At 60.7% G+C, this 22,084-nt stretch carries 21 protein-coding genes; 6 read left to right on the forward strand and 15 right to left on the reverse strand.

Annotated features, from left to right (window positions below):
- Position 1: 1 nt before the first annotated feature.
- The gene (locus OU694_RS05255) at positions 2-295 is read right to left on the reverse strand and encodes a putative quinol monooxygenase (RefSeq protein ID WP_308909931.1); all 294 of its coding nucleotides are present in this window, start codon (positions 293-295) and stop codon (positions 2-4) included.
- 386 nt (positions 296-681) lie between these two features.
- On the opposite strand from OU694_RS05255, the gene OU694_RS05260 reads away from it, so the two are divergent.
- The gene (locus OU694_RS05260; protein WP_308909932.1) at positions 682-1,656 is read left to right on the forward strand and encodes a choice-of-anchor A family protein; all 975 of its coding nucleotides are present in this window, start codon (positions 682-684) and stop codon (positions 1,654-1,656) included.
- 64 nt (positions 1,657-1,720) lie between these two features.
- Here the strand turns inward: OU694_RS05260 and OU694_RS05265 are convergent, their stop codons facing one another.
- The gene (locus OU694_RS05265; RefSeq protein ID WP_308909933.1) at positions 1,721-2,032 is read right to left on the reverse strand and encodes a hypothetical protein; all 312 of its coding nucleotides are present in this window, start codon (positions 2,030-2,032) and stop codon (positions 1,721-1,723) included.
- A 92-nt stretch (positions 2,033-2,124) separates the two neighbouring features.
- Positions 2,125-3,039: a glycerophosphodiester phosphodiesterase family protein gene (locus OU694_RS05270; RefSeq protein ID WP_308909934.1), complete on the reverse strand. Its 915-nt coding sequence runs from the start codon at positions 3,037-3,039 to the stop codon at positions 2,125-2,127.
- A gap of 75 nt (positions 3,040-3,114) precedes the next feature.
- Here OU694_RS05270 and mazG point away from each other — a divergent pair, with 75 nt between their 5' ends.
- Positions 3,115-3,939, forward strand: coding sequence for a nucleoside triphosphate pyrophosphohydrolase (mazG, locus tag OU694_RS05275; protein ID WP_308909935.1), 825 nt, complete (start codon positions 3,115-3,117; stop codon positions 3,937-3,939).
- On the opposite strand, the gene hflX is transcribed toward mazG, so the two are convergent.
- The 8 genes from hflX to dusB form a co-directional block, all read right to left on the reverse strand.
- The gene (gene hflX / locus OU694_RS05280; protein ID WP_308909936.1) at positions 3,940-5,325 is read right to left on the reverse strand and encodes a GTPase HflX; all 1,386 of its coding nucleotides are present in this window, start codon (positions 5,323-5,325) and stop codon (positions 3,940-3,942) included.
- 1 nt (position 5,326) lies between these two features.
- Positions 5,327-5,572: an RNA chaperone Hfq gene (gene hfq / locus OU694_RS05285; RefSeq protein WP_289502433.1), complete on the reverse strand. Its 246-nt coding sequence runs from the start codon at positions 5,570-5,572 to the stop codon at positions 5,327-5,329.
- A gap of 198 nt (positions 5,573-5,770) precedes the next feature.
- Positions 5,771-7,147 (reverse strand): Trk system potassium transporter TrkA, encoded by a 1,377-nt coding sequence (trkA, locus tag OU694_RS05290; protein WP_308909937.1) that lies wholly within the window; start codon positions 7,145-7,147, stop codon positions 5,771-5,773.
- Positions 7,148-7,175: 28 nt separating this feature from the next.
- Positions 7,176-8,564: a nitrogen assimilation response regulator NtrX gene (gene ntrX / locus OU694_RS05295; RefSeq protein ID WP_308909938.1), complete on the reverse strand. Its 1,389-nt coding sequence runs from the start codon at positions 8,562-8,564 to the stop codon at positions 7,176-7,178.
- A gap of 26 nt (positions 8,565-8,590) precedes the next feature.
- Complete coding sequence (locus OU694_RS05300) at positions 8,591-10,939, reverse strand: sensor histidine kinase NtrY-like (protein WP_308909939.1); 2,349 nt, start codon at positions 10,937-10,939, stop codon at positions 8,591-8,593.
- A gap of 71 nt (positions 10,940-11,010) precedes the next feature.
- Positions 11,011-12,468 (reverse strand): nitrogen regulation protein NR(I), encoded by a 1,458-nt coding sequence (gene ntrC, locus OU694_RS05305; RefSeq protein WP_308909940.1) that lies wholly within the window; start codon positions 12,466-12,468, stop codon positions 11,011-11,013.
- On the reverse strand, positions 12,465-13,523 hold the full coding sequence (locus tag OU694_RS05310) for a two-component system sensor histidine kinase NtrB (protein WP_308909941.1): 1,059 nt from the start codon (positions 13,521-13,523) through the stop codon (positions 12,465-12,467). Before OU694_RS05310 ends, ntrC begins: the two co-directional genes overlap by 4 nt.
- A gap of 65 nt (positions 13,524-13,588) precedes the next feature.
- Positions 13,589-14,584 (reverse strand): tRNA dihydrouridine synthase DusB, encoded by a 996-nt coding sequence (dusB, locus tag OU694_RS05315; RefSeq protein ID WP_308909942.1) that lies wholly within the window; start codon positions 14,582-14,584, stop codon positions 13,589-13,591.
- Between the two features lie 76 nt (positions 14,585-14,660).
- Here dusB and OU694_RS05320 point away from each other — a divergent pair, with 76 nt between their 5' ends.
- From OU694_RS05320 to OU694_RS05335, 4 genes are read left to right on the forward strand one after another with little or no spacing between them, the layout of a single operon-like run.
- Positions 14,661-15,818: a bifunctional 2-C-methyl-D-erythritol 4-phosphate cytidylyltransferase/2-C-methyl-D-erythritol 2,4-cyclodiphosphate synthase gene (locus OU694_RS05320; RefSeq protein ID WP_373460256.1), complete on the forward strand. Its 1,158-nt coding sequence runs from the start codon at positions 14,661-14,663 to the stop codon at positions 15,816-15,818.
- Between the two features lie 11 nt (positions 15,819-15,829).
- Positions 15,830-16,333 carry a phosphatidylglycerophosphatase A family protein gene (locus OU694_RS05325; protein WP_308909944.1) on the forward strand — a complete coding sequence of 168 codons (504 nt, stop codon included), beginning with the start codon at positions 15,830-15,832 and terminating at the stop codon, positions 16,331-16,333.
- Between the two features lie 19 nt (positions 16,334-16,352).
- Complete coding sequence (locus tag OU694_RS05330; protein WP_308909945.1) at positions 16,353-17,351, forward strand: YeiH family protein; 999 nt, start codon at positions 16,353-16,355, stop codon at positions 17,349-17,351.
- A gap of 1 nt (position 17,352) precedes the next feature.
- Positions 17,353-17,847: a CinA family protein gene (locus OU694_RS05335; protein WP_308909946.1), complete on the forward strand. Its 495-nt coding sequence runs from the start codon at positions 17,353-17,355 to the stop codon at positions 17,845-17,847.
- Here the strand turns inward: OU694_RS05335 and OU694_RS05340 are convergent.
- The 4 genes from OU694_RS05340 to OU694_RS05355 form a co-directional block, all read right to left on the reverse strand.
- Positions 17,844-18,299 carry a type II toxin-antitoxin system RatA family toxin gene (locus OU694_RS05340; protein WP_308909947.1) on the reverse strand — a complete coding sequence of 152 codons (456 nt, stop codon included), beginning with the start codon at positions 18,297-18,299 and terminating at the stop codon, positions 17,844-17,846. The genes OU694_RS05335 and OU694_RS05340 overlap by 4 nt on opposite strands.
- Positions 18,300-18,307: 8 nt before the next feature.
- Positions 18,308-19,222, reverse strand: a complete 915-nt coding sequence (gene lipA / locus OU694_RS05345) for a lipoyl synthase (RefSeq protein WP_308909948.1) — start codon at positions 19,220-19,222, stop codon at positions 18,308-18,310.
- Positions 19,223-19,355: 133 nt separating this feature from the next.
- Positions 19,356-20,753, reverse strand: coding sequence for a dihydrolipoyl dehydrogenase (lpdA, locus tag OU694_RS05350; RefSeq protein WP_308909949.1), 1,398 nt, complete (start codon positions 20,751-20,753; stop codon positions 19,356-19,358).
- Positions 20,754-20,766: 13 nt separating this feature from the next.
- Positions 20,767-22,074: a pyruvate dehydrogenase complex dihydrolipoamide acetyltransferase gene (locus tag OU694_RS05355; protein ID WP_308909950.1), complete on the reverse strand. Its 1,308-nt coding sequence runs from the start codon at positions 22,072-22,074 to the stop codon at positions 20,767-20,769.
- Positions 22,075-22,084: the final 10 nt, after the last annotated feature.

Below are 22,084 nucleotides of genomic sequence, written 5' to 3' on the forward strand. Positions count from 1 at the left end.
TTCAGCCGATCCCTACCCCGCCGACGGGTTCGGTCGCGGCGACCGATTGCATGCCGGCGATCAGGGGGCGGGCTTTGGCGATGGCGGCCTGCACGGATGGCAGTGTGAGCGAGGCCTTGTGGCTGTCGGCATTGTCCCACACTTCGGTCACCCATATGGCGGTGGCGTCCGCCGGGTCGCGCGCGACGACATAGCTGATACAGCCCGGCATACCCTGCAGGCCATCGAGCAGGATATCGATAAGCGCGTCGCGCTGGCCTTCCGCTGCGGTGAATTTGCCGATCAGTCCGAACATGGTGTTTCTCTCCTTTGCTGTCGTATCGTCTTTTACTGTCAAAGCGTTAGCGATGCCAGTGAAAGGCCCGGCGATGAGACAGGCGCCGCTTGCCAGAATGAAATGTCGCCTGTCCATGAAGCCCCCTTCCCTGAAAAATATGTCGACCGTCGATTCGGCTGGCCCACTGTGCCTTTCGGGTACTGTCGGTGCCACCAATGCAACCCTGTGTGCCAATCTAACACTGCCGGATGCGGGTCCGGTAAAACTTCGTTCAAATTTGAAACGCTTTTAAACCGATCTTGAAGAAAGTGCCGCTAGGCTCCGCCCCATGCTTGCGGGCTGCCTGCTGGAATGCTAGGGAAACCGCCAATGACAACGATGACTTATTTTCGGGAAGGACCCCCATGTTCAAGTCTGTTGCTAAATTTGCTGTAGCACCTCTGATGGCGGCCGCGCTGATGAGCGCGCCGGGCCACGCGTCGACGAGCTTCGACCTGTTCGGCAGCTACAATGCAATTTTCTTCGGGGACTACACCCTTCCGAATTCCGATGTTGAAGGCGCGCTGGCCGTTGGCGGCAACGCCTCTCTCTCGAATTTTTCGGTCGGTGACAAGCTGTCAAACCCCGATTATGCCCTCGTTGTCGGTGGCAACCTGACGACCGGCTCGGGCCGCATCTATTATGGTGACGTGGCTGTGGGCGGCGAAGCCAACCTCGATAGCTCGGTATACTGGGGCCTGAAAAACGAAGGCCAGGAAGTGACCTCCGAACTGCCGATCGATTTCGCGGCGGTTGAGCAGTTGGCCAAGGATACCGCCGCCTATTATGCCGGTATGGGCGCGACTGGCACTGTCGACAATGCCTGGGGCACCTACACCATCGGCAACACGGCAGATGGTGGCCCGCAGGTTTTCAACATGACCGCTGATCAGCTGAAGGAAGCTCACACGCTGGCGCTGGCCTTCACGCCGTCGAATGGCAGCTCGATCGTCATCAACGTGTCGGGCAGCATCATCGACATGTCGAACATGGGCCTCTTCCAGACCGCATCGCAGAATATCCTCTTTAACTTCTATGAAGCCGAAACGGTAAACATCGGCGGTGTTGGTGTTTATGGCAACATTCTCGCCCCGACGGCCGATTTCGTCACCCAGTATGGCCAGATCAACGGTGTGGTGATCGGCGGCAGCTGGAGCGGTAGCGTGCAGGTCAACAATTCGCTTGGCTTCAATGACGACAGCTGGGTGCCGAATGAGCCGGGCATCCCGACGATCCCGGGCGTGCCCGAGCCAGCCACCTGGCTGATGATGATTTTCGGCTTCGGCTTTGTGGGCCTTGCTGCCCGCCGCCGCAAAGGTGTGCGCGCCCTCGCCGCCTGATTGGTGCGCTACGTAACATCAGTTTCTGGAACGGCTGCCTGACCTTCGGGCGGCCGTTTTGCTTTTACCATCCGCCTTGCTTGGTCGGCGGGCTCGAGGCCATGTCCAGTTCAGCGCCAAGTGCGTGGAGGGCCGCTAGTATTCGTCGTAAGTCGTGGTTTTCCCGTGCGCCCATGCCCTCCTCTACCGCAACGGCGATGTCGCGGGCGTCATATTCCCACTGCCGCAGGATGGAAATCTTGGCCTCGCGCGGGATATCGGGGGCGGCAGCCAGTGCTTCTGGGCTGAGGCTCGATAGTCGCACGTCGGAAACCGCGAGATCGGGCCTGAGGCGGCCTCGGATATTGCCGGGATAAACGGGGTGCCGGTTCGGCATGGGGCATCTCCTTTCACGGCCTTGCGACCTGAATTGCCCCCATGGTCCTAATATAGTCGAAATGACTGGCTCTTTGAACCCCCACCCGCAGATCAGCGACGCAAAACGGCCTGAACGGCGGCGTGCCGGTCGGTGGCGATGATGTCGGCTCCAGCCGCGAGAAAGTCGAGATAGCGTGTGTCATCGCCGGATGCCGCGATCCGGGCATCAAGCGACTTTGACGGGCTGCCGAGCGTGCCGAGCATGGCAAGCCAGCCTTCGGCATGTATGGCGTCATAAAGGGCGCGGTCGCGCACCTGCAGGCCGGTCCAGGCGACGACCTGCTTCGGGTCGATGCCGCTTGCCTTCACCCGTTCGATATCATCCATACTGTCAATGGATACCGACAGCATCATTTCAGGGGCGGCGGCATGAAATGCCATGGCTTGCCCGTGGCTGTAGGTGATGAGGATCACCCTGCCCGCCACGCCCGCCGCGCGCACATGACGGGTAACGTCGACGATATCGACACCCGGCTTGATATCGAGCGAAAGGATCGCTTTCGCTTGCCTCGTGAAGGCAAGTACCTGGTCGAGCGTCGGCACGCGGTAAGGCATGGTCCTGCCTTCGGGGTCCCGCAACTGGAGTGTTTTTACATAGTCATGGGTGACAGCGTCCACGCGGCCCGTGCCGGTCGTCGTCCGCTCCAGCGTTTCGTCATGCATCAGGATCAATGTCCCGTCCTTCAGCCGGCGGATATCGACCTCGAGAAGCGAAGGACCGAAGGTCAACGCATGCGCCAGCGTTTCGATGGCATTTTCGGGATAGCCCGGCATATCGCCGCCCCGATGCGCGCTGACAAGCGGCTTGCGGTCCGGCGTGTAGCGCAGGTAGGCCGGCAGGCCGCCAGCGGGCAGTTCGGTGCCATGAAGGACTGCCGCCTCGATCTTCGGTTGCGGGCCTTCCGCGCCCGCCGGCAGGCTTGCAATTGCCCAGAGGGCCAGCCATAGTCCGATCCAACGCCGCATCCGCATTCTCCATTGTCTGCTCGTGCCCTATAAGGCCGCGTTCGGCCGGTCGTATCAATGGTAAAAGACGAAACGATGACACATCCCGATCCGATGACCCGACTTCTCGATATCATGGCGCGCCTCCGCGATCCGAACGGCGGCTGCCCGTGGGATCTGGAGCAGGATTTTGCCTCCATCGCGCCCTATACCATCGAGGAGGCCTATGAGGTCGAGGAAGCGATCCGGGCAAACGATATGGCCTCCCTGAAGGAAGAACTTGGCGACCTCCTGTTGCAGACGGTGTTCCACAGCCAGATGGCGGCGGAAGCCGGACATTTCACTTTCGATGACGTGGCAGCGGCAATCGGCGACAAGATGGTGGCACGTCATCCGCATGTATTCGGCGACGCCGATATCGCGACGGCGGACGCGCAAACTGTAGCCTGGGAAGTGCAGAAGGCCAAGGAACGTGCCGCAAAGGCAGCGGCGAAGGGCGAGAAGCCTTCCGTTCTGGACGGTGTGGCGCTTGGCCTGCCTGCCCTCGTCCGCGCCATCAAGCTGCAGAACCGCGCGGCGCGTGTGGGGTTCGACTGGCCTTCAACCCGTGATGTGCTTGCCAAGCTGCAGGAAGAGGCGGACGAAATCGTGGCAGCGATGGAAAGCGGCGACGATGAGCATATCAAGGAAGAAATTGGAGATTATTTGTTTGTTGTCGCAAACTTGTCACGCCATCTTAAAGTTGATGCTGAGGAAGCGCTACGGGCTGCAAACGCCAAATTCACCCGCCGCTTCCACAAGATCGAAGCCTGGCTCGCCGAAGACGGCCGCACGCCGGACCAATCCGATCTTGCTGAAATGGATGCGCTGTGGGACCGCGCCAAGGCCGAGGACAAGGCGCTGAAAAAAGCTGCCGAATGATCAATCCGGCAGCGGATGGTTTTTCGAGAAGCGGTCCCACGCCACGGGATCAACCTGAAACTCGATCCGGAAGCCTTCTTCCTCGGCATTTTCCGATATGATCTTGGCATTGGCCTTCAGCCAAGCCCGGGCCTTGCCGTCTGAATAGGGGATGAGCTTGGTGAGCTTGTAGTCCGCCGTTCCCAGAAGCGTATCGATGCGTGCGATCAGCGTGTCGGTGCCTTCGCCGGTGAGGGCCGAGATAGCCACGCGGTCCGGATGGCGGACCCCTTCCCTGATACGGGCTTCCATTTCCTCGGTGCTCAGGAGATCGCCCTTGTTGAGCGCCTCGATCACCGGCACGCCGGTATCGAAAGCATCAAGGTCGATGCCCAGCTCCTTCAGGACTTCGGTCACGTCAGCGGCCTGAATGTCGCTGTCTTCGTGGCTGGCGTCCCGCACATGCACGATCAGGTCAGCTTCGCACACTTCTTCAAGGGTTGCGCGGAAGGCGGCAACCAGCATGGTCGGCAGGTTCGAGATGAAGCCGACGGTGTCAGAGAGGATGATTTTGCGGCCTGACGGCATTTCCACCGCTCGCATCGTGGGGTCCAGGGTCGCGAAAAGCATGTCCTCAGCCAACACCTCGGCGCGGGTCAGCCGGTTGAAGAGCGTCGATTTTCCGGCGTTGGTGTAGCCGACCAGCGCCACAATCGGATACGGTGCCTTCTGCCGGCGCGCCCGGTGCAGCGTTCGTGTCTTGGCAACGTCTTTGAGCGCGCGTTTCAGGCGCGTGATCTTGTCCGAAATGATCCGGCGGTCGGCCTCGATCTGGGTTTCCCCCGGGCCACCCATGAAGCCCGCCCCGCCGCGCTGGCGCTCGAGGTGGGTCCATGACCGCACAAGCCGGCTTTTCTGATAGGTCAGGTGGGCCAGTTCCACCTGCAATTCACCTTCGCGCGTCGAGGCGCGGTTGCCGAAAATCTCAAGGATCAGGGCGGTGCGGTCGATCACCTTGGCTTTCAGTTCACGCTCAAGGTTTCGTTGCTGCACGGGCGTGAGTTCGGCATCGAAGACGAAGACGTCGATCTCCTGATTTTCGGAGATGGCCTTCAGGTCCTCGATCTTGCCTTCGCCAATGAGCGTGGCCGCCCGGCGCTTGCGCACCGGGATGATCTCGCCACCCATCAGCTCGATATCGATCGCCTCGGCGAGGCCTTTCGCCTCCTCGAGCTTGGCCTCTGGCGAGCGCTCGAGAAGTTCGGCGGTATCGGACCTTATGTCAGGATGCACCACATAGACGCGCGGCTTGTCGACGCGTTTCTGCAGATAGCCCAGCCCCTCGGCCGACCAACCGCCGCCGCTTTGGTCGCCGTCCCTGCCGGAACGGTCATCAGTGTCGGACAAATCAGGCCTCGACGTCTTTCTCGGGCTCGAAGAGCTGCACAGGGCCGCCCGGCATCACCGTCGAAATGGCATGCTTGTAAACGAGCTGCGAGTGCCCGTCGCGGCGCAGCAGCACGCAGAAATTGTCAAACCAGGTGATAACGCCTTGGAGTTTGACGCCATTCACCAGAAAGACAGTGACGGGGATTTTGGATTTGCGGACGGCATTCAAAAACACGTCCTGGAGGTTTTGATTCTTGTCGGACATTGGACTGTCTGAGCCTTCAGTTTTTTCGTTCTGTTTATTGCCCGGGGGAACCGGGCGCTTGTTGTGCCTGGGCATAGGCAAAGACAAACTTCAAACGTCTCGCTTCCCGGTTTCAACCCCCGGCAAACGGGTCGCCTGTCATTCGTCTCGCAAATAATATGTCAGAGTGAGGGGCGATTTGCTAATAATATTTTTGTTTCAAAAGACATCCGCGCGCGCAGTGAACAATTGTTCCATTCGTTTCACCGCGTCCGAAAGGGCCAGGATAATCGCCCTGTCCCCTGCATGGATCATGGTATCGGCGTGCGGCACGATGCAATCGTCACCGCGCACGATCATGCCGAATTTAATCTCGCCGTGCAGCCGCAGATCGCCGATTGTTTTGCCGACGATATCCGATCCTTCTAGGATTTCAGCCTCGATGATCTCGGCCTCGCCATCGCGCACGCTGTAAAGGTCGCGGATGCGGCCGCGGCGGATGTGCCGGACGATCGAGGAAACCGTCGTCTCGCGCGGGTCGAGTGCCACATCGATATTGAGCGTACCCACAAGCCCGCCATAGATCGGGTTGTTCAGAAGCGTGATGGCATGCGGGCAGCCCTGCTGCTTGGCCAGAAGGGCTGTGAGGATATTGACCTCGTCATCGTCCGCGACCGTCACGATCGTGTCGGCCTGCCCCACTCTTGCTTCCTGCAGGATTTCCTTGGCAAGCGCATCACCATTGATGACGACGGCGTTGGCCATGCGTTCAGCGATATAGGCTGCGCGTTCGGGGTTATGTTCGATGATCCGGAGGTTGGGCGGGTTCGGGCGCTTGTCCAGCATTTCGGCGAGGAACAGGCCGACATTGCCGCCGCCGACAATCACGATGCGATGCGCTGGCTTTTCTTCATGACCGAAGACCGCCATCGAGCGCGCAGTCTTGTCTGTGTCCACGATGATATAGACGGAATCGCCGATCTGCAGCTGGTCGTCACTGCGCGGCACGAACATCTTGTCGTCACGTACAACGGCCGCGACGGTCGTCTGCAGGTTCGGGAACAGTTCGGTCAACTGGCGGAGCGGTGTATCCACCACCGGGCAGCGATGATCGAGCGTGAGGCCGATGAGGCGCACCTTGCCCTTGGCAAACGGCACCATGTTGAAGGCACCGGGTACATCCAGCCGGCGGATGATGGCTTCCGCCACCTCGCGCTCTGGCGAGATGATGACATCGATCGGCATATGATCGCGCGAGAAGAGATCTGCATAATCGGGCTTGAGGTAAGCCTGGTTGCGGATACGGGCAACCTTGGTCGGGATGCTGAACAGCGAGCTTGCCACCTGGCACGCCACCATATTCACTTCGTCCGACCAGGTAACTGCCACCAGAAGGTCGGCATCGGCCGCCCCTGCCCGCTCCAGCATCTTGGGGTCGGACGCGTGCCCGACCATGGCCTGCACATCGAGCGAGTCCGAAATCTTGCGGATAAGCTCGGGCGCGCGGTCTATCACCGTCACATCGTTCGATTGACCAGACAGATGCTTGGCAATGTTGAAGCCGACCTGGCCGGCGCCGCAAACAATCACTTTCATGGGAAGACCCTGACTGTGGAAACTTCTATCAGTTGATATCGCCGGCCTTGCCGGATGCCAAGCCAAGAGACTTGAGTTTTCTGTGAAGCGCCGAACGCTCCATGCCGATAAAGGCGGCCGTGCGCGAGATATTGCCACTGAAACGGCTGATCTGCACCTTCAGATATTCGCGCTCGAACGCTTCGCGCGCTTCCTTCAGGGGGCTTGTCATGATGGCGCCGTCGTTATTGTTGCGGAACAGGTCGGCAGAATCGGACCGTACCTCGCTAGGCAACTGGTCGATGGCGATTTCTTCCAATGGATCTTCGGGCCCCATGATCACCACCCGCTCGATGATATTCTTCAATTGTCGCACATTGCCGGGCCAGTTGTAGGACTGGAGTGCCGCCATGGCTTCATCCGTCAGCGCGCGCCGCGGGCGGCCGGTGGCATCAGCAAGCGTTTCAAGGAAATAGCGGGCCAGCAGCGGGATATCCTCGCGCCGCTCGGCAAGCGGCGGGATCATCAGCGGCACCACATTCAGGCGGTGATACAGGTCTTCCCGGAAGCGGCCGTTTTCGATCTCGGTGACGAGCGTTTTGGAGGTCGCCGAAATCACCCGCACATCAACGCGCACGCCGGTGTTGCCGCCGACACGCTCGAACGCCTGATCGGTCAGCACGCGCAGGATCTTGGCCTGCGTCGGCAGCGGCATGTCGGCCACTTCATCGATGAAAAGTGTGCCGCCGTGGGCGCGCTCGAAGAAGCCGGTTTTCACCACGCCGCCATTCTGCTCCACGCCGAACAGTTCCTGCTCCATGCGGTGCGGCTCCATCGATGCCGCACTCACCACGATGAAGGGGCCATTGGTGCGCTGCGAGCGGGCGTGGATCACCCGCGCCGCCACTTCCTTGCCTGAGCCCGAGGGGCCGTGGATCAGGACGCGGCTGTTGGTGCCTGCCACTTTTTCGATCACATGACGCACGTTATTGAGGGGCGCTGACTTGCCGGTCAGTTCCACCACGAGGGCCGCGCGCTTCTTGAGTTCCTCGTTCTCCCGCCGCAGGCGCTCGGCTTCGGTTGCCCGGCGCACGGTGAGGAGAAGATGGTCAGCCTCAAACGGCTTTTCGATAAAGTCGTAGGCGCCTTTCTTGATGGCGGCAACAGCGGTTTCGATATTGCCGTGGCCGCTGATCATGATGACCGGCAGGTCACGGTGGCGCGTCTTCACAAGCTCCAGCAGCTCAAGCCCGTCAAGCTTGCTGCCTTGCAGCCAGATATCGAGGACCATCAGAGACGGCAGCCGTTTCTCGATCTCGTCGAGGGCGCTTTCGCTGTCGTATGCAGTGCGCGTCTGATAGCCCTCGTCCTCGAGGATGCCCGAGATCAACTCCCGGATATCGGCTTCGTCGTCAATGATCAGAATATCGAGCGCCATAGCGTCTCCGTCTCCTCAGTTCAGTCTCATTCGGCGGCTTCCTCGTGTCCGCCCTGCCGGTCCAGCCGCTTTCTGAGGGCCGCACGCGACAGGCTGACTGTCGCGACGGCACCAAGCGGGCGTTGGTCGGCAATGCGGACGGTGCCGCCATGTTCCTCGACAATGCGGCGAACGATGGCGAGGCCGAGCCCCGTACCTTTCACCCGCGTTGTCACATAGGGTTCCATCAACCGGTCTTTCTGGTCCTGTGGCAGGCCCATGCCGTTGTCGGTCACCAGAATTTCGATCAGGTCGCCCGAGGCGTTGATGCTGACATGCACCTGCCCGGGCTCCAGCGTATCGCTCCCCGATGCCCGGTCGCGTTCGATCCGGCTTTCGATCGATTCTGCCGCATTCTTCAGAAGATTGGTGAAAGCCTGCCCCAGCAGCCGCCCGTCGCAATCGATGACAAGCGGTTCGTCCGGTAGATTCGCAACGAAACTCACCTGCGGCCATGACACATTCTGCAGGAACACGGCCTGACGGACCACGTCCACAATATCCGTTTCCTTGAAAAGCGGGGCGGGCATGCGGGCGAAGGACGAGAATTCATCGACCATGCGCCTCAGGTCCCCCACCTGCCGGATGATCGTATCCGTGCACTGGCTGAAAACCGTGGGGTCGGTGGTGATTTCCTTCAGGTACTTGCGCTTCAACCGTTCGGCGGAAAGCTGGATCGGAGTCAGCGGATTCTTGATTTCGTGCGCGATCCGTCGCGCCACATCGGCCCATGCCGCCGTGCGCTGGTCGGCAAGTTGTTCGGTCAGGTCGTCGAAGGTGACAACGAAGCCGCCAACGGGTGCGCCTTCGCTGGTGCGGTCCACCGACACGCGGGCAAGGAGCGTGCGTTTGCTTTCCCCCACATCGATCTGCACCTGACCCTGTACGGTGTCGCTTTTGCCTTCAACCGTCTGGTCGAGAAGGGCGGCAAAAGCCGGGAATGCCTCGTCGAGCTTTCGTCCGAGCATGACATCAATCTCGACGCCCAAGAGGGCCGCCGCTGACTTGTTCGGCAGGAAGATGCGCCGCTCGCTGTCCAGGCCGATCACTCCGGCCGATACGCCCGCCAGCACTTCCTCCAGGAAGCGGCGACGATCATCAAGTTCGCGGTTGGCGGTGATGAGATCCGCCTGATGGCGGGCAAGCTGGTCTGTCATGCGGTTGAAGGTGCGCGACAGGGTGCCGACCTCGTCTCCAGTTGTCACACTGCGCACCCTGGCCGTCAGGTCACCCGCGCCCACTCTTTCGGCCGCATCCACGAGTTCCGAGAGTGGATTGAACAGGCGGCCGGAAAACCACAGGCCGATCCAGATGGCAGCAAGCAGGATGAGGAGCGATACGATGATGAAAACCACACTGAACTGCAATTGCACCGTACTGCGGCGGCCTTCGAGATTGTCATAATCAGCCACCGCGTTACGGGTGGCTTCAAGATACCCCACCACCTGCGGGTTCAGGTCGCGCGATACATAGAGATAGGTGGGCCGCAGGAAGGATGACAGCCGGATCATGCCGATAATGGTGTTGTCGGCCGCGTTCGAGGCGATGAAGGCCTCGCCCTCACGCACGCGGTTAACCATCTCGACCTCAAAGCGATGTGTGCGGAAATCGAAGCCGGCGGTTGCGCGCGCCAGCACCGAGCCCTGCCCGTCCCGGTCTTCGATCAGCATCACCTCGGAAAGAAGCCGCGTCGAAAGCGCCGTGTCCGCCACACGCTGCAGCGTCGACTGGTCGAATTGCTGGCTGGGCGACAGGCGGTTGAAGGCAAGCGCGATGGCCAGCATGTCCTTCTCGATCGTGGAGCGGTGCTCCACGAGGTAGGTTTCGGCAACCTCGAGCGAGTTGTTGAGCGTGGAGCGAACTTTTTCGCTGAACCAGGTCTGGATGCCGAATTCGAGGAACAGGCTGGAGAAAACAGCCATGATGATCGGCGGCACGATCGCGATGCCCATGAAAAAGCCGATCATGCGGGTATGCAGTTTCGAGCCTGCTGCATTGGCCTTGCGGGCCAGCCAGAAGCGCACGAACCAGCGCCCGATGGAAGCGCCGAGGGCCAAGAGGAGCGCGAGGTTTACATAGAGAAGCACCGTCATGGTGCGACCGCTCGTGGCCTCTAGCGGCGTGCCCTTCCGGCTCATGGCGACATAGGTGACGACAGCGGCGATAACGGCGAGAACCGAAAGAGCGATCTCCAGCCTGCCGCCGAAATTCACCCGGCGTGACCATAAAAGCAACCGCGCCACTCGCCGGCTCGGCAGCTTCGGCGAGAGGTCCATCAGGTCTTTTTTTTGCCGGGGCTTGCGCGGGCCGGCAGCATCAGGCGAATTCGGTTCCATCACGGCACATGATGCACGAAAGACACGGATGTTCCAGAATTATCACACTCGTGGATCGAGATTTAGTGCCATCAGGCAGGGCGGGCTGGCAAATGGATATCGAGCTCGCGGATTTTCTTGCGCAGGGTGTTCCGGTTGAGCCCGAGAAGCTCGGCCGTTTTCACCTGGTTGCCGCCGGTGACAGCAAGAACCTTCTGGATCAGCGGTCGTTCGACCTCACGCAGCAGGCGCTGGTAAAGGCCCGGCGGCGGCAAGCCGTCCTCATGATGATCGAAATACTGGTCAAGATGGGCGCGGATCGTTTGCGACAGGTTCCCGCCCGTGACTTCTGCGAGCATGCTGAGCGGCGCACCTGACAGTTCGGAGGTCGAGCGGTCAAGCTCCGTCTTGATTACGTCGCCGGTGATTCGGTCTTCGGCGTAAAGGGCGCAGATCCGGTGCAGCAGGTTTTCAAGCTCGCGCACGTTGCCTGGCCAGTCGAACGACATCAGGGCGCGTTTGGCACCGTCCGTCAGTTCCTTCTGCGGCAAGCCGGCAGCGGCTGCCTTGCGCAGGAAATGATCGGCGAGATCGGGAATGTCTTCCTTGCGCGACCGCAGCGGCGGCAGCGTCAGGGGCACCACATTCAGCCGGAAATAAAGGTCCTCCCGGAATTCGCCCTGGCGGACCAGGGTGCGCAGGTCCTTGTTGGTGGCGGCGATGATCCGCACATTGGTGCGATGAAGCGTCTGTCCGCCAACCGTGCGATATTCGCCTTCCTGCAGGACGCGGAGGAGCCGGGTCTGGGCAAGAAGCGGCATGTCGCCGATTTCGTCCAAAAACAGCGTGCCGCCCTTGGCTTGTGCAAAGCGACCGAGCGTGCGGGTTTCGGCCCCCGTGAAGGCACCCCGTTCATGGCCGAACAGCTCGCTCTCGATCAGTTCCTTCGGGATCGCCGCCATGTTGACGGGCACAAACGGGTTTTCCCGGCGCGGGCCGTTTTCGTGCAGCGCCTTGGCCACCAGTTCCTTGCCCGTGCCGCTTTCGCCCACAATCAGGACGGTAAGGTCCGTTTGCACCACGCGCGCCATCGCGCGGTAGATTTCCTGCATGGCGACCGAGCGCCCGATGAGCGGGCTGTCGTCATCGCCGCCCTGCACCGCGCTTTTGGGTCGTGCCGAAACCTTGAGCACCTTCTTCGCTACGCCGATGAGTTCATCGATATCGAAGGGCTTCGGCAGATATTCATAGGCACCGGCGCGCGAGGCTTTCATAGCGGTCGCGAGCGTGTTCTGGGCGCTCATCACCACCACCGGCAAGTCCGGCCGCATGGCTTTCAGCTTGGGCAGAAGTTCAAGCCCGTTGCCGTTCGGCATCAGCACATCGGAAATCACGAGGTCGCCCTGGCCTGCCCGCACCATGCGTTCCAGTTCCGGCGCGTCGTCGGCTTCCAGCACCAGCCAGCCTTCCTGCCGGCAGGCTTCGCTGACCACCATGCGGATGGCGAGGTCATCGTCGGCAACAATGATGCTGGGCTTCGATCCACTCATTTTGGCTGATCCTCATAAAGGGGTAACTGCACGCGGAAGACGGCGCCGCCTTCGGGATGATTTTCGCATGTCACCGTGCCGCCCATTTCGGACACATAGCGCGCAACCAGCGCAAGGCCGAGGCCGGTGCCACCCTCGCGGCCACTGACGAAGGGATCAAAAATATGGGCGCGCAGCGTTTCCGGGATGCCGGGGCCGTTATCGCGAACGATGATCTCGATCGGCAGGCGAACGCGGTGGCCTTCGGCATTGGTGAGCCAGATGCCGTGTTTGTAGCTGGTTTGAACTGTAATATCTGCTTCTGAACCAGCAGCTTCTACGGCGTTCTTGATAAGATTGATGAAGATCTGGGTCAGCCTGTCCCTGTCGCCGTTCACGGGCGGCAAGGATGGATCGAAGCGCGGGCGGATGCTCGCGTGCTCGCCAAAGCCGGCCTGGGCGAGGCTCAGCACATGGTCCAGCACTTCGTGGATATTCACAGGCTCGAACCCGGTCGTTACCGGCATGGAGAAATGCTCCAGCTGGTCAACGAGGCCCTTGATACGATCCACTTCGCGGCAGATCAGCTCGGTCAGGCGGATATTCTTCTGGTCGGTCGAGCGGCCGATAAGCTGCGCCGCGCCCCGGATACCGGAAAGCGGGTTGCGGATCTCGTGTGCGAGCATGGAGGCAAGACCGGACACCGACCGGGCCGCCGCTTCCATATCATCCCGCTTTTCAAGGAAGGCGGTAATGCGCCGCGGCTGCATGGTGAGAAGCACCCTGCCCGCGTCGTCAAACGGATGGGCATGCATGTCCATCAGTTCGATATCGCCAAGCGGCGGACGGCAGGCCACGTCGTAGCTGTTGAGGGGCACGTCATCGCTGATGGAGCGGCCGATCAGATCGTGCGCCGCATCGCCGATACCGCGCAGTTCGGCAACAGGCGATCCGATCAGCCCTTCGCGGCTACGGCCGAACAATTGTTCGGTGGCGCCATAGACTTCCTCGATAAGGCCTCCGGCGCCCACCAATACAACAGATTGGACAAGATTGGCGAGGATATCGTCAGGCAATGCCCGGATGTCCGAACAGACATCGAAAGAATGACCGGGTCTGTTGCCTGGCTGCGCCAACACCATCAGGCCGCCATCTGGTCGCAAAGGGGCAGGTAGAATTCCCTGAGCGCCGCGCGGACCTCGTCGGGGTCATCCATCTGGTTCATCCCGTTGCGGAACTCGGCGCTGTCGCGCAGGCCCTTGGTATACCAGCCGAGATGCTTGCGCGCCATGCGCACCCCGCCCTGCGTGCCATAGTGCACAAGCATGGCGTCATAATGTTCCATGATAGCATTGAACTGGGTTTCAAGGTCCGGGTCCGGCAGGCGTTCGCCCGTGCGGATATAATGCATGGCCTGGGCAATGAACCACGGGCGACCGTAGGTGCCACGCCCGATCATCACGCCGTCGGCGCCGCTGTCCGCCAGTGCCTGATCGATATCCTCGAACGTATTGATATCGCCGTTCACGATCACCGGTACATTCACGGCTTGTTTTACACGGGCGACCTTTTTCCAGTCGGCGCTGCCGCGATACATCTGGCAGCGCGTGCGGCCATGCACGGTGATCATCTTGATGCCAAGCTGTTCGGCGATTTTGGCAAGCTCCGGCGCGTTCAGGCTGTTATCATCCCAGCCAAGGCGCATTTTCAGCGTCACCGGCAGCTTGACGGCATTGACGGTGGCTTCAATGAGCGAACCGGCATGGTCCAGATCGCGCATCAGCGCCGAACCCGCGTGGCCGTTCACCACCTTTTTCACGGGGCAGCCCATGTTGATATCGATGATGGCGGCCCCGCCATCTTCATTGAGGCGCGCAGCTTCCGCCATGCGGACACCTTCGCAGCCGGCCAGCTGCACCGAAATCGGGAATTCCTCAGCGCCGATTTCGGCCTGCTTGATCGACTTTGTGGTGGAGCGGATCATCGCTTCCGAGGCGATCATTTCCGAGACCACAAGACCCGCGCCAAAGGCTTTGACCTGCCGGCGGAACGGCAGGTCGGTCACGCCCGACATGGGGGCCAGAATCACGGGCTCTTTGATTTCGAGCGGGCCGATGTTAATAGGCTTCAATGCCATTCTTTCACTCATACGATTCAGTGCCTAAAATTTGGGCAACCTTATGCCAGAAACATTGATGGATTGCCAGCCTTTGATTGCGGACCAACCTGCAATCGTTCTTGTGTGCGCCGGTCGTGGTCAGCGCGCGGGCGAAGGCCTGCCTAAACAGTATCGCCTGCTTGCCGGCGAGCCGGTCGTGAGCCGCACCCTGAAGGCGCTCCGGGCTGCCCTGCCCCTGGCGCCGATCCAGCCGGTTATCCATCCCGAAGACGCAGCGCTTTTTGCATCTGCCAGCGACGGGATCGATGGTGTTCTTGCGCCGGTGCCCGGTGGTGCCACCCGGCAAGCGAGTGTGCTCGCAGGGCTTGCTGCCATTGAGGCCGCATCACCAACGATAGTGCTTGTCCATGATGCCGCCCGGCCCTTTGTTACCAGTGCGCTTGTAAACAGCGTGCTAACGGCGCTTCAAAACGGTGCGAAAGCCGTGGTGCCGGGTGTGGCGATTGTCGATAGCATCCGCCGCGATGCGTCAGGTGTCACCGCACCCGTGGATCGCAGCGGCCTTTACCGGGTACAAACCCCGCAAGGCTTCGCTTTTGCCGACCTTTTGGCCGCCCATCAGGCCGTTGCGGGTGAGGACCTGAGCGACGACGCGACAGTCATGGAACGCGCCGGGCACCCTGTTGCCATCTCGCAGGGTGACACCACCAATATCAAACTGACCCTCGCGGAGGATTTCATGCTCGCCGAGAAGCAGATCATCAGTGCGCTTGCGGACGTGCGTACCGGCACGGGTTTCGATGTTCACCGGTTTGAACCCGGCGATCATGTGTGGCTTTGCGGCGTCAAGGTGCCTTTCGCGCAGAAACTGAAAGGCCATTCGGATGCCGATGTCGGCCTGCATGCGCTGACCGACGCGATCCTGATGGCCCTCGCGGACGGGGACATCGGCTTTCATTTCCCGCCGACCGAAGCCAAATGGAAAGGGGTGTCGTCCGATACCTTCCTGACCTTTGCCCGCGACCGCGTGTTGGCGCGCGGAGGCTTGATCGCCAATGTGGGTGTCACCATCATCTGCGAAGCACCGAAACTGATGCCCTGGAAAGCCGCGATGCAGAAACGTGTGGCCGACCTGTTGCAGATTGCCATGGACCGCGTCAGCATCCAGGCGACAACGACTGAAAAGCTGGGCTTCACCGGGCGGGGCGAAGGCATCGCGGCGCAGGCCGTGGCGACCCTTCGCCTGCCTTGAAAGGAAGCAAAATGAAGCAAAGTCTGGGGGCATGGGAGGGGCGCTACAAAAGTATCGCTTTCTGGATCGCCACGTTCCTCGGTTCCGGCCTCCTGAAACCCGCGCCCGGCACATGGGGTAGCCTTGCGGGGCTCATTGCGGGTGTCCTGCTGATCTCGACCGGGATCGACGCAGCGCAACTCGTCGGCTTCATCGCGGCCATGACCCTTGCCGGATCAAAGGCGATCAATGTCATCGAGGCAAAAACAGGCATTCATGATGCGCCCGAGATCGTGATCGATGAAGTGGCAGGCATCTGGGTCGCCCTGTTGCCAGTGATGGCAATGGGCCTCACATGGCAGGAAGCGGCGGCGGCTTTTCTTTTGTTCCGCCTTTTCGATATCTGGAAGCCTTGGCCGATTAGCTGGATCGACCGGCATGTGCATGGCGGGTTCGGCGTGATGGCGGACGACATAGTGGCCGGCATCCTTGCGGCGATCGTGCTTTCTATCGTAAACCCCTATCTTGGGATGTAACGATCATAAAGGAAGCGAAGTGGCGAACCTCGTTTCACTGAAAAAGCTTTTTCCGGGACTAGCTGTTGCCGGCACCGTGGGGCTTGCCGCCTCGTTCCTGTCAGAACATTACGGCGCACCCGCCATGCTGTTTGCCTTGCTCCTTGGTATGGCGCTTTCCTTCCTGAGCGAGCAGGAACGCACGATGCCGGGGCTGATGACGGCAGGATCGACAATCCTCCGGGTCGGCGTCGCGCTCCTCGGGTTCCGCATCGCCTGGCAGGATGTGATGGCGGTGGGCTGGAAGCCTGTCCTGATGATTGCGGTGGCCATCGGGCTGACCATTGGCTTCGGTGTGCTGGTGGCACGTCTTTTTGGCCAGAGGCGCCGTTTCGGGCTTTTGACGGGTGGGGCTGTCGCCATTTGCGGCGCGTCTGCTGCCCTCGCCCTGTCTTCCGTGCTCCCAAAGGGTGAGAACAGCGAGCGCGATACGGCCTTCACCGTGATCGGCATCACTTCGCTTTCAACGGCCGCCATGATCCTTTACCCGCTGATTGCTTCAAGCCTCGGGCTCGATGCCCATCAGGCCGGCATTTTCCTTGGTGCCACAATCCATGATGTGGCGCAGGTGGTGGGGGCCGGTTACAGCCTTTCAACTGAAGCGGGAGACATTGCCACGCTGACCAAGCTGATGCGGGTCGCCTTCCTTGTGCCCGTTGTGATGCTGACGGTGATGAGCTTCCGCCGCAGTGGTATTGCGGCTGGCGATGGCGCATCCCCCACGCTGCTGCCCCCCTTTCTGGTTGCCTTTGTGGCGATTGTGGCCATCAATAGCCTGATCAGCATTCCGGCTGTGGTGACGGAGACGATGGGCACGCTGTCGCGCCTTTGCCTTCTTGTCGCCATCGCGGCAATAGGATTGAAAACCGACATGCGCAAGCTGACTGACGTTGGCCTGAAGCCCGTGCTGCTGATGCTTGCCGAGACCGTGTGGCTCGCCCTGATCGTACTTGTCGCCCTGCCCTTTGTGGATATGTGAAATGCCTTTCGATGCAGACATCACCGCCAAAGCCGAACGATTGCTCGCCCTTGCCCGCGCGCAAGGCATGAAGCTCGCAACGGCGGAATCCTGCACGGGCGGGCTGATTGGCGGTGCGCTGACATCAATAGCGGGATCGTCGGACGTCGTGGATCGGGGCTTCATCACTTATTCCAATGAAGCGAAACAACAGATGCTGGGGGTGAGCGCAGAGAGCCTTGCACGTTTCGGGGCCGTCTCCGAGGCCGTTGCCAAGGAAATGGCTTACGGCGCCCTCGCCCATTCGATGGCTGATGCCGCCGTGGCGGTCACCGGTGTCGCCGGCCCAGGCGGTGGTTCTGAAGAAAAGCCCGTCGGACTTGTCTGGTTCGGCATTGCCGTTCAGGGACAGGCGCCTGAAGCCTTCAAGATGTTGTTTGGCGATATCGGGCGGGACGGCATCCGCACTGAAACTGTGAGGAAGGCGCTTGAAGCGCTGACGGCGGCTATCGCCTAAGGCAGGTCTCGCGCGCCATAAACGGCGACGGCGCGCTCCTCGAAGGATCTGATCATCCGGTGCGTGGCTTCGGTGAACACGGGGCCGATCATCTTTTCCAGAAGCTTGCTTTTGAATTCGAAGTCCACTTCGAAATCGATGAGTGTCGCCTTATCCGGATAGTCCGGGTCAGGCAGGAAGCGCCAATGGTTATAGAGCCGCTTCATGGGGCCCTTGATATAGTCGATATCGATGCGCTCGCCGTGCTTGAAGGAGACGCGCGAGGTGAACTTCTCGCGGAACATCTTGAAACCGATCACGAGGTCGGCATCGAACTGGGTGTCTTTGCGGTTGAACACGCGCGAGGCCAGACACCAAGGCAGAAATTCGTGATAGCGCGCCACATCGATCACCACGGCGAACAGTTCGTCCGTCGTGTATGGCAGGCGCTTAATGTCCTCGTAACGCGGCACGGGAAGGACTATCCCTTGGCCGCAAGCTGCTTTTCGCGCGCCGCACGAAGGCGTTCGAAATCGTCGCCGGCAAGATAGCTAGAACGGGTCAGCGGGGTCGCCGACACCATCAGGAAGCCCTTGCCGCGCGCGAGGCGCTCATAGGTCTTGAATTCCTCGGGCGTCACAAATCGTTCAAGCTTGGCATGGCGCGGGGTCGGCTGCAGATACTGGCCGATGGTAATGAAGTCGATATCGGCGGAGCGCATGTCATCCATCACCGTTGCGACTTCAACCTTGTCCTCTCCAAGGCCGACCATAATGCCGGACTTTGTGAAGATCGAAGGATCGACACGCTTCACGGTGTCCAGAAGCTTCAGCGAATGATAATAGCGCGCGCCGGGTCGGATGCGGGTGTAAAGCCGAGGCACGGTTTCGAGATTGTGGTTGAACACATCGGGCTTGGCCGCGATCACGCGCTCCAGCGCGCCGGGCTTGTTGCGGAAGTCGGGCGTCAGGATTTCGATGGTCGTTTGCGGGCTGCGTTTCCGAAGTTCCTCGATCACGCGCACGAACTGCTGGGCGCCGCCGTCATCGAGATCGTCGCGGTCGACGGACGTAATCACGATATGCTTCAGGCCCATCTCGGCGCAGGCTTCGGCCGTGCGGACGGGCTCAAGCGGATCAACCGCCATCGGGCGGCCGGTTTTCACATTGCAGAAGGCGCAGGCGCGGGTGCAGGTATCACCAAGGATCATCACCGTGGCGTGCTTCTGCTGCCAGCAGGTGCCGATGTTGGGGCACGCAGCTTCCTCGCACACCGTATGGAGCTTCAGGTCGCGCATCAGTTTGCGCGTTTCATTGTAGCCCTTCGATGTCGGTGCCTTGACGCGAATCCAGTCTGGCTTGCGCTGGAAGGTCTGCTTGTCTTCTGGCTTGTTCATATCGTCTTTCCGCCGGATGGTAACACACATCCGATATCAGGATCGAGTTGGGCGGGCCTCGTGGGGCCCCGCCATTCAGGCGTCATATGCGCCTCGCCCGTCGCCAAGTCAATGACGGCGGGGCTGCGCTCACTCAGAAGTGCAGCGCCCTGCCATAGGCGTCGAGCACGGATTCGTGCATCATTTCCGAAAGGGTCGGGTGCGGGAAGACCGTATGCATCAGCTCGGCTTCCGTCGTCTCCAGCGTGCGGGCAACCACATAGCCCTGGATCAGTTCGGTCACCTCGGCGCCCACCATGTGGGCTCCCAGCAGTTCACCCGTCTTGGCATCGAAGATTGTTTTGATGAAGCCGTCGGCCTCGCCCAGCGCAATCGCCTTGCCGTTGCCGATGAAGGGAAACTTGCCGATCTTGAGCTCATAGCCCGCAGCCTTGGCCTTTTCCTCGGTGAGGCCGACGGACGCCACTTGCGGGCGGCAATAGGTGCAGCCCGGAATATTGCTCTTGTCCATCGGATGCAGGCCTTTGACGCCCGCAATCTTCTCAACCGCGATCACGCCTTCGTGGCTGGCCTTGTGCGCGAGCCACGGGGCGCCGGTCACGTCGCCGATGGCCCAGAAGCCTTCAACGCCGGTGAAGCCCCATTCGTCGGTGACGATATGGCCACGGTCGGTTTTGATGCCGACTTTTTCAAGTCCGATACCTTCGGTGTTGCCGGCGATGCCGATAGCGAGGATGACGCGGTCGACGGTGATCTCCGTCTTCTTGCCCTTCTCGTCCACCACGCAGGTGACGCTGTCCTTGCCCTTCTTGAGCTCGGTCACGCTTGCCGATGTCATCAGCTTCATGCCCTGCTTCTTGAAGCTTTGGGCTGCGAAAGCGGAAACCTCATGGTCTTCCACAGGAAGCACACGGTCCATCATCTCGACAACTGTGACCTCGGCACCCATTTCGCGGTAGAAGCTAGCGAACTCGATCCCGATGGCGCCCGAACCGATCACCAGCAGCGATTTCGGCATGGTCTTCGGGGTCATGGCATGCTTGTAGGTCCAGACAAGTTCACCATCTGCCTTCAGATGCGGCAGCTCACGCGCCCGGGCACCGGTTGCGATCATGATATTCTTGGCCGAAACCGTCGTCGTCTTGCCGTCTTTGCCCTTCACAGAAAGGCTGCCTTTGCCGGCAATCGCGGCTTCGCCCTCGATATGGGCAACCTTGTTCTTCTTGAACAGGTGCTTGATGCCCGACGACAGCTGATTGGCAATGCCGCGGCTGCGTTTGACGATTGCCTCGATATCGAAACCGATGCCATCCGCCTTCAGGCCAAAATCCTTGGCATGTTTCATCAGGTGATAAACTTCCGCCGTGCGCAAAAGGGCCTTGGTCGGGATACAGCCCCAGTTGAGGCAGATGCCGCCCAGATGCTCGCGCTCCACGCACGCGACCTTCAGGCCAAGCTGCGAGGCACGGATGGCTGCAACGTAACCGCCAGGGCCGCCGCCGACGACGACGAGATCGTAAGTGTCGCTCATGGGTTCGCCCTCCTTACAGCAGCATCGTTACCGGGTCTTCGATCAGCACCTTGAAGGCGGCGAGGAACTCGGCCCCCACGGCACCATCAATGGCGCGGTGATCGCAGGACAGCGTCACGCTCATGACCGTGGCAACGGCAAGCGCACCATCCTTCACGACCGGGCGCTGTTCGCCCGCACCGACCGCGAGGATCGCGCCTTGCGGCGGGTTTACAACAGCGCCGAATTCCTTGATCCCGTACATGCCGAGGTTGGAAATCGAGAAGGTGCCGCCGGCATAATCTTCCGGCATCAGTTTGCCGTCCTTCGCCTTGCCCGCCAGTTCCTTCACCTCGTTCGAGATGTCGGCGAGGCCTTTGCCGTCCGCGCCGCGCACCACCGGGGTCACAAGGCCGCCTTCGATGGCAACCGCGACCGAAATGTCAGCGCGTTCGTACCAGTACATCTTGTCGCCAGCGAACTGGACATTCGCCGCTGGTACTTTCTTCAGCGCCAGCGCCGAGGCGCGGATGATGAAGTCATTGACCGACAGCTTGGTGCCGGTGCCATCGAGCTTCTTATTGAGCTCGCCGCGCAGTTTCAGAAGCTTGTCGAGCTCGCAGTCGATGGTCAGGTAGAAGTGCGGCACATGCTGCTTCGATTCCGTCAGGCGGCGCGCGATGGTCTTGCGCATGCCCGAAAGCTTTTCTTCATGATACGGGATGCCGTCATGCGGCCCATAAACCGGTGCGGAGCCAACGGCGGGTGCGCCGGCGGCGGGCGCTACGGCAGGTGCCGGGGCCGCAGCCTTCGCGGCAGTACCGCCTGCCATCGCGGCTTCGACATCGGCCTTCACGACACGACCTTTGGGGCCGGAGCCCGCAATCGCACCGATATCAACACCAGCCTGGCTGGCGATACGACGGGCGAGCGGCGACGCGAATACACGGTCACCGTCATGTTTCACCGGCGTTGCGGCAGGTGTGGGGGCGGCAGCCGGTGTCGGGGCAGATTCAGCCTTCGGCGCTTCGGCTTTCGGCGCCTCGGGTGCTTTCGGCGCGGCAGCACCGGCACCAGCGGTCGCGGCGCTGACGTCCTCGCCCTCTTCCGCCAGCACGGCGATGATCTGACCGACTGGTACATCTTCCGCACCTTCAGCGACGAGGATCTTGGCGACCACGCCGTCATCGATGCTTTCAACTTCCATCGTCGCCTTGTCGGTTTCAATCTCGGCGATCACATCGCCCGAGGAAACCGTATCGCCTTCCTTGACGAGCCATTTGGCGAGCGTGCCTTTCTCCATGGTCGGAGACAGGGCGGGCATGAAGATTTCGATAGCCATGTTTGTAACT

Source organism: Pseudokordiimonas caeni, assembly GCF_026719705.1.
In the GTDB taxonomy this organism is placed as follows: Bacteria; Pseudomonadota; Alphaproteobacteria; order Sphingomonadales; family Kordiimonadaceae; genus Gimibacter; species Gimibacter caeni.

Bases quoted from the DNA above. Each gene is read 5' to 3' on its own strand.
- trkA (WP_308909937.1), bottom strand. From the start codon at position 7,147: ATGAAAGTGATTGTTTGCGGCGCCGGCCAGGTCGGCTTCAACATTGCC.
- OU694_RS05255 (WP_308909931.1), bottom strand. From the start codon at position 295: ATGTTCGGACTGATCGGCAAATTCACCGCAGCGGAAGGCCAGCGCGAC.
- OU694_RS05300 (WP_308909939.1), bottom strand. From the start codon at position 10,939: ATGGAACCGAATTCGCCTGATGCTGCCGGCCCGCGCAAGCCCCGGCAA.
- dusB (WP_308909942.1), bottom strand. From the start codon at position 14,584: ATGGCATTGAAGCCTATTAACATCGGCCCGCTCGAAATCAAAGAGCCC.
- lpdA (WP_308909949.1), bottom strand. From the start codon at position 20,753: ATGAGCGACACTTACGATCTCGTCGTCGTCGGCGGCGGCCCTGGCGGT.
- OU694_RS05270 (WP_308909934.1), bottom strand. From the start codon at position 3,039: ATGCGGCGTTGGATCGGACTATGGCTGGCCCTCTGGGCAATTGCAAGC.
- lipA (WP_308909948.1), bottom strand. From the start codon at position 19,222: ATGAACAAGCCAGAAGACAAGCAGACCTTCCAGCGCAAGCCAGACTGG.
- hfq (WP_289502433.1), bottom strand. From the start codon at position 5,572: ATGTCCGACAAGAATCAAAACCTCCAGGACGTGTTTTTGAATGCCGTC.
- OU694_RS05355 (WP_308909950.1), bottom strand. From the start codon at position 22,074: ATGGCTATCGAAATCTTCATGCCCGCCCTGTCTCCGACCATGGAGAAA.
- mazG (WP_308909935.1), top strand. From the start codon at position 3,115: ATGACACATCCCGATCCGATGACCCGACTTCTCGATATCATGGCGCGC.
- ntrX (WP_308909938.1), bottom strand. From the start codon at position 8,564: ATGGCGCTCGATATTCTGATCATTGACGACGAAGCCGATATCCGGGAG.
- OU694_RS05335 (WP_308909946.1), top strand. From the start codon at position 17,353: ATGCCTTTCGATGCAGACATCACCGCCAAAGCCGAACGATTGCTCGCC.
- ntrC (WP_308909940.1), bottom strand. From the start codon at position 12,468: ATGAGTGGATCGAAGCCCAGCATCATTGTTGCCGACGATGACCTCGCC.
- OU694_RS05265 (WP_308909933.1), bottom strand. From the start codon at position 2,032: ATGCCGAACCGGCACCCCGTTTATCCCGGCAATATCCGAGGCCGCCTC.
- OU694_RS05260 (WP_308909932.1), top strand. From the start codon at position 682: ATGTTCAAGTCTGTTGCTAAATTTGCTGTAGCACCTCTGATGGCGGCC.
- OU694_RS05325 (WP_308909944.1), top strand. From the start codon at position 15,830: ATGAAGCAAAGTCTGGGGGCATGGGAGGGGCGCTACAAAAGTATCGCT.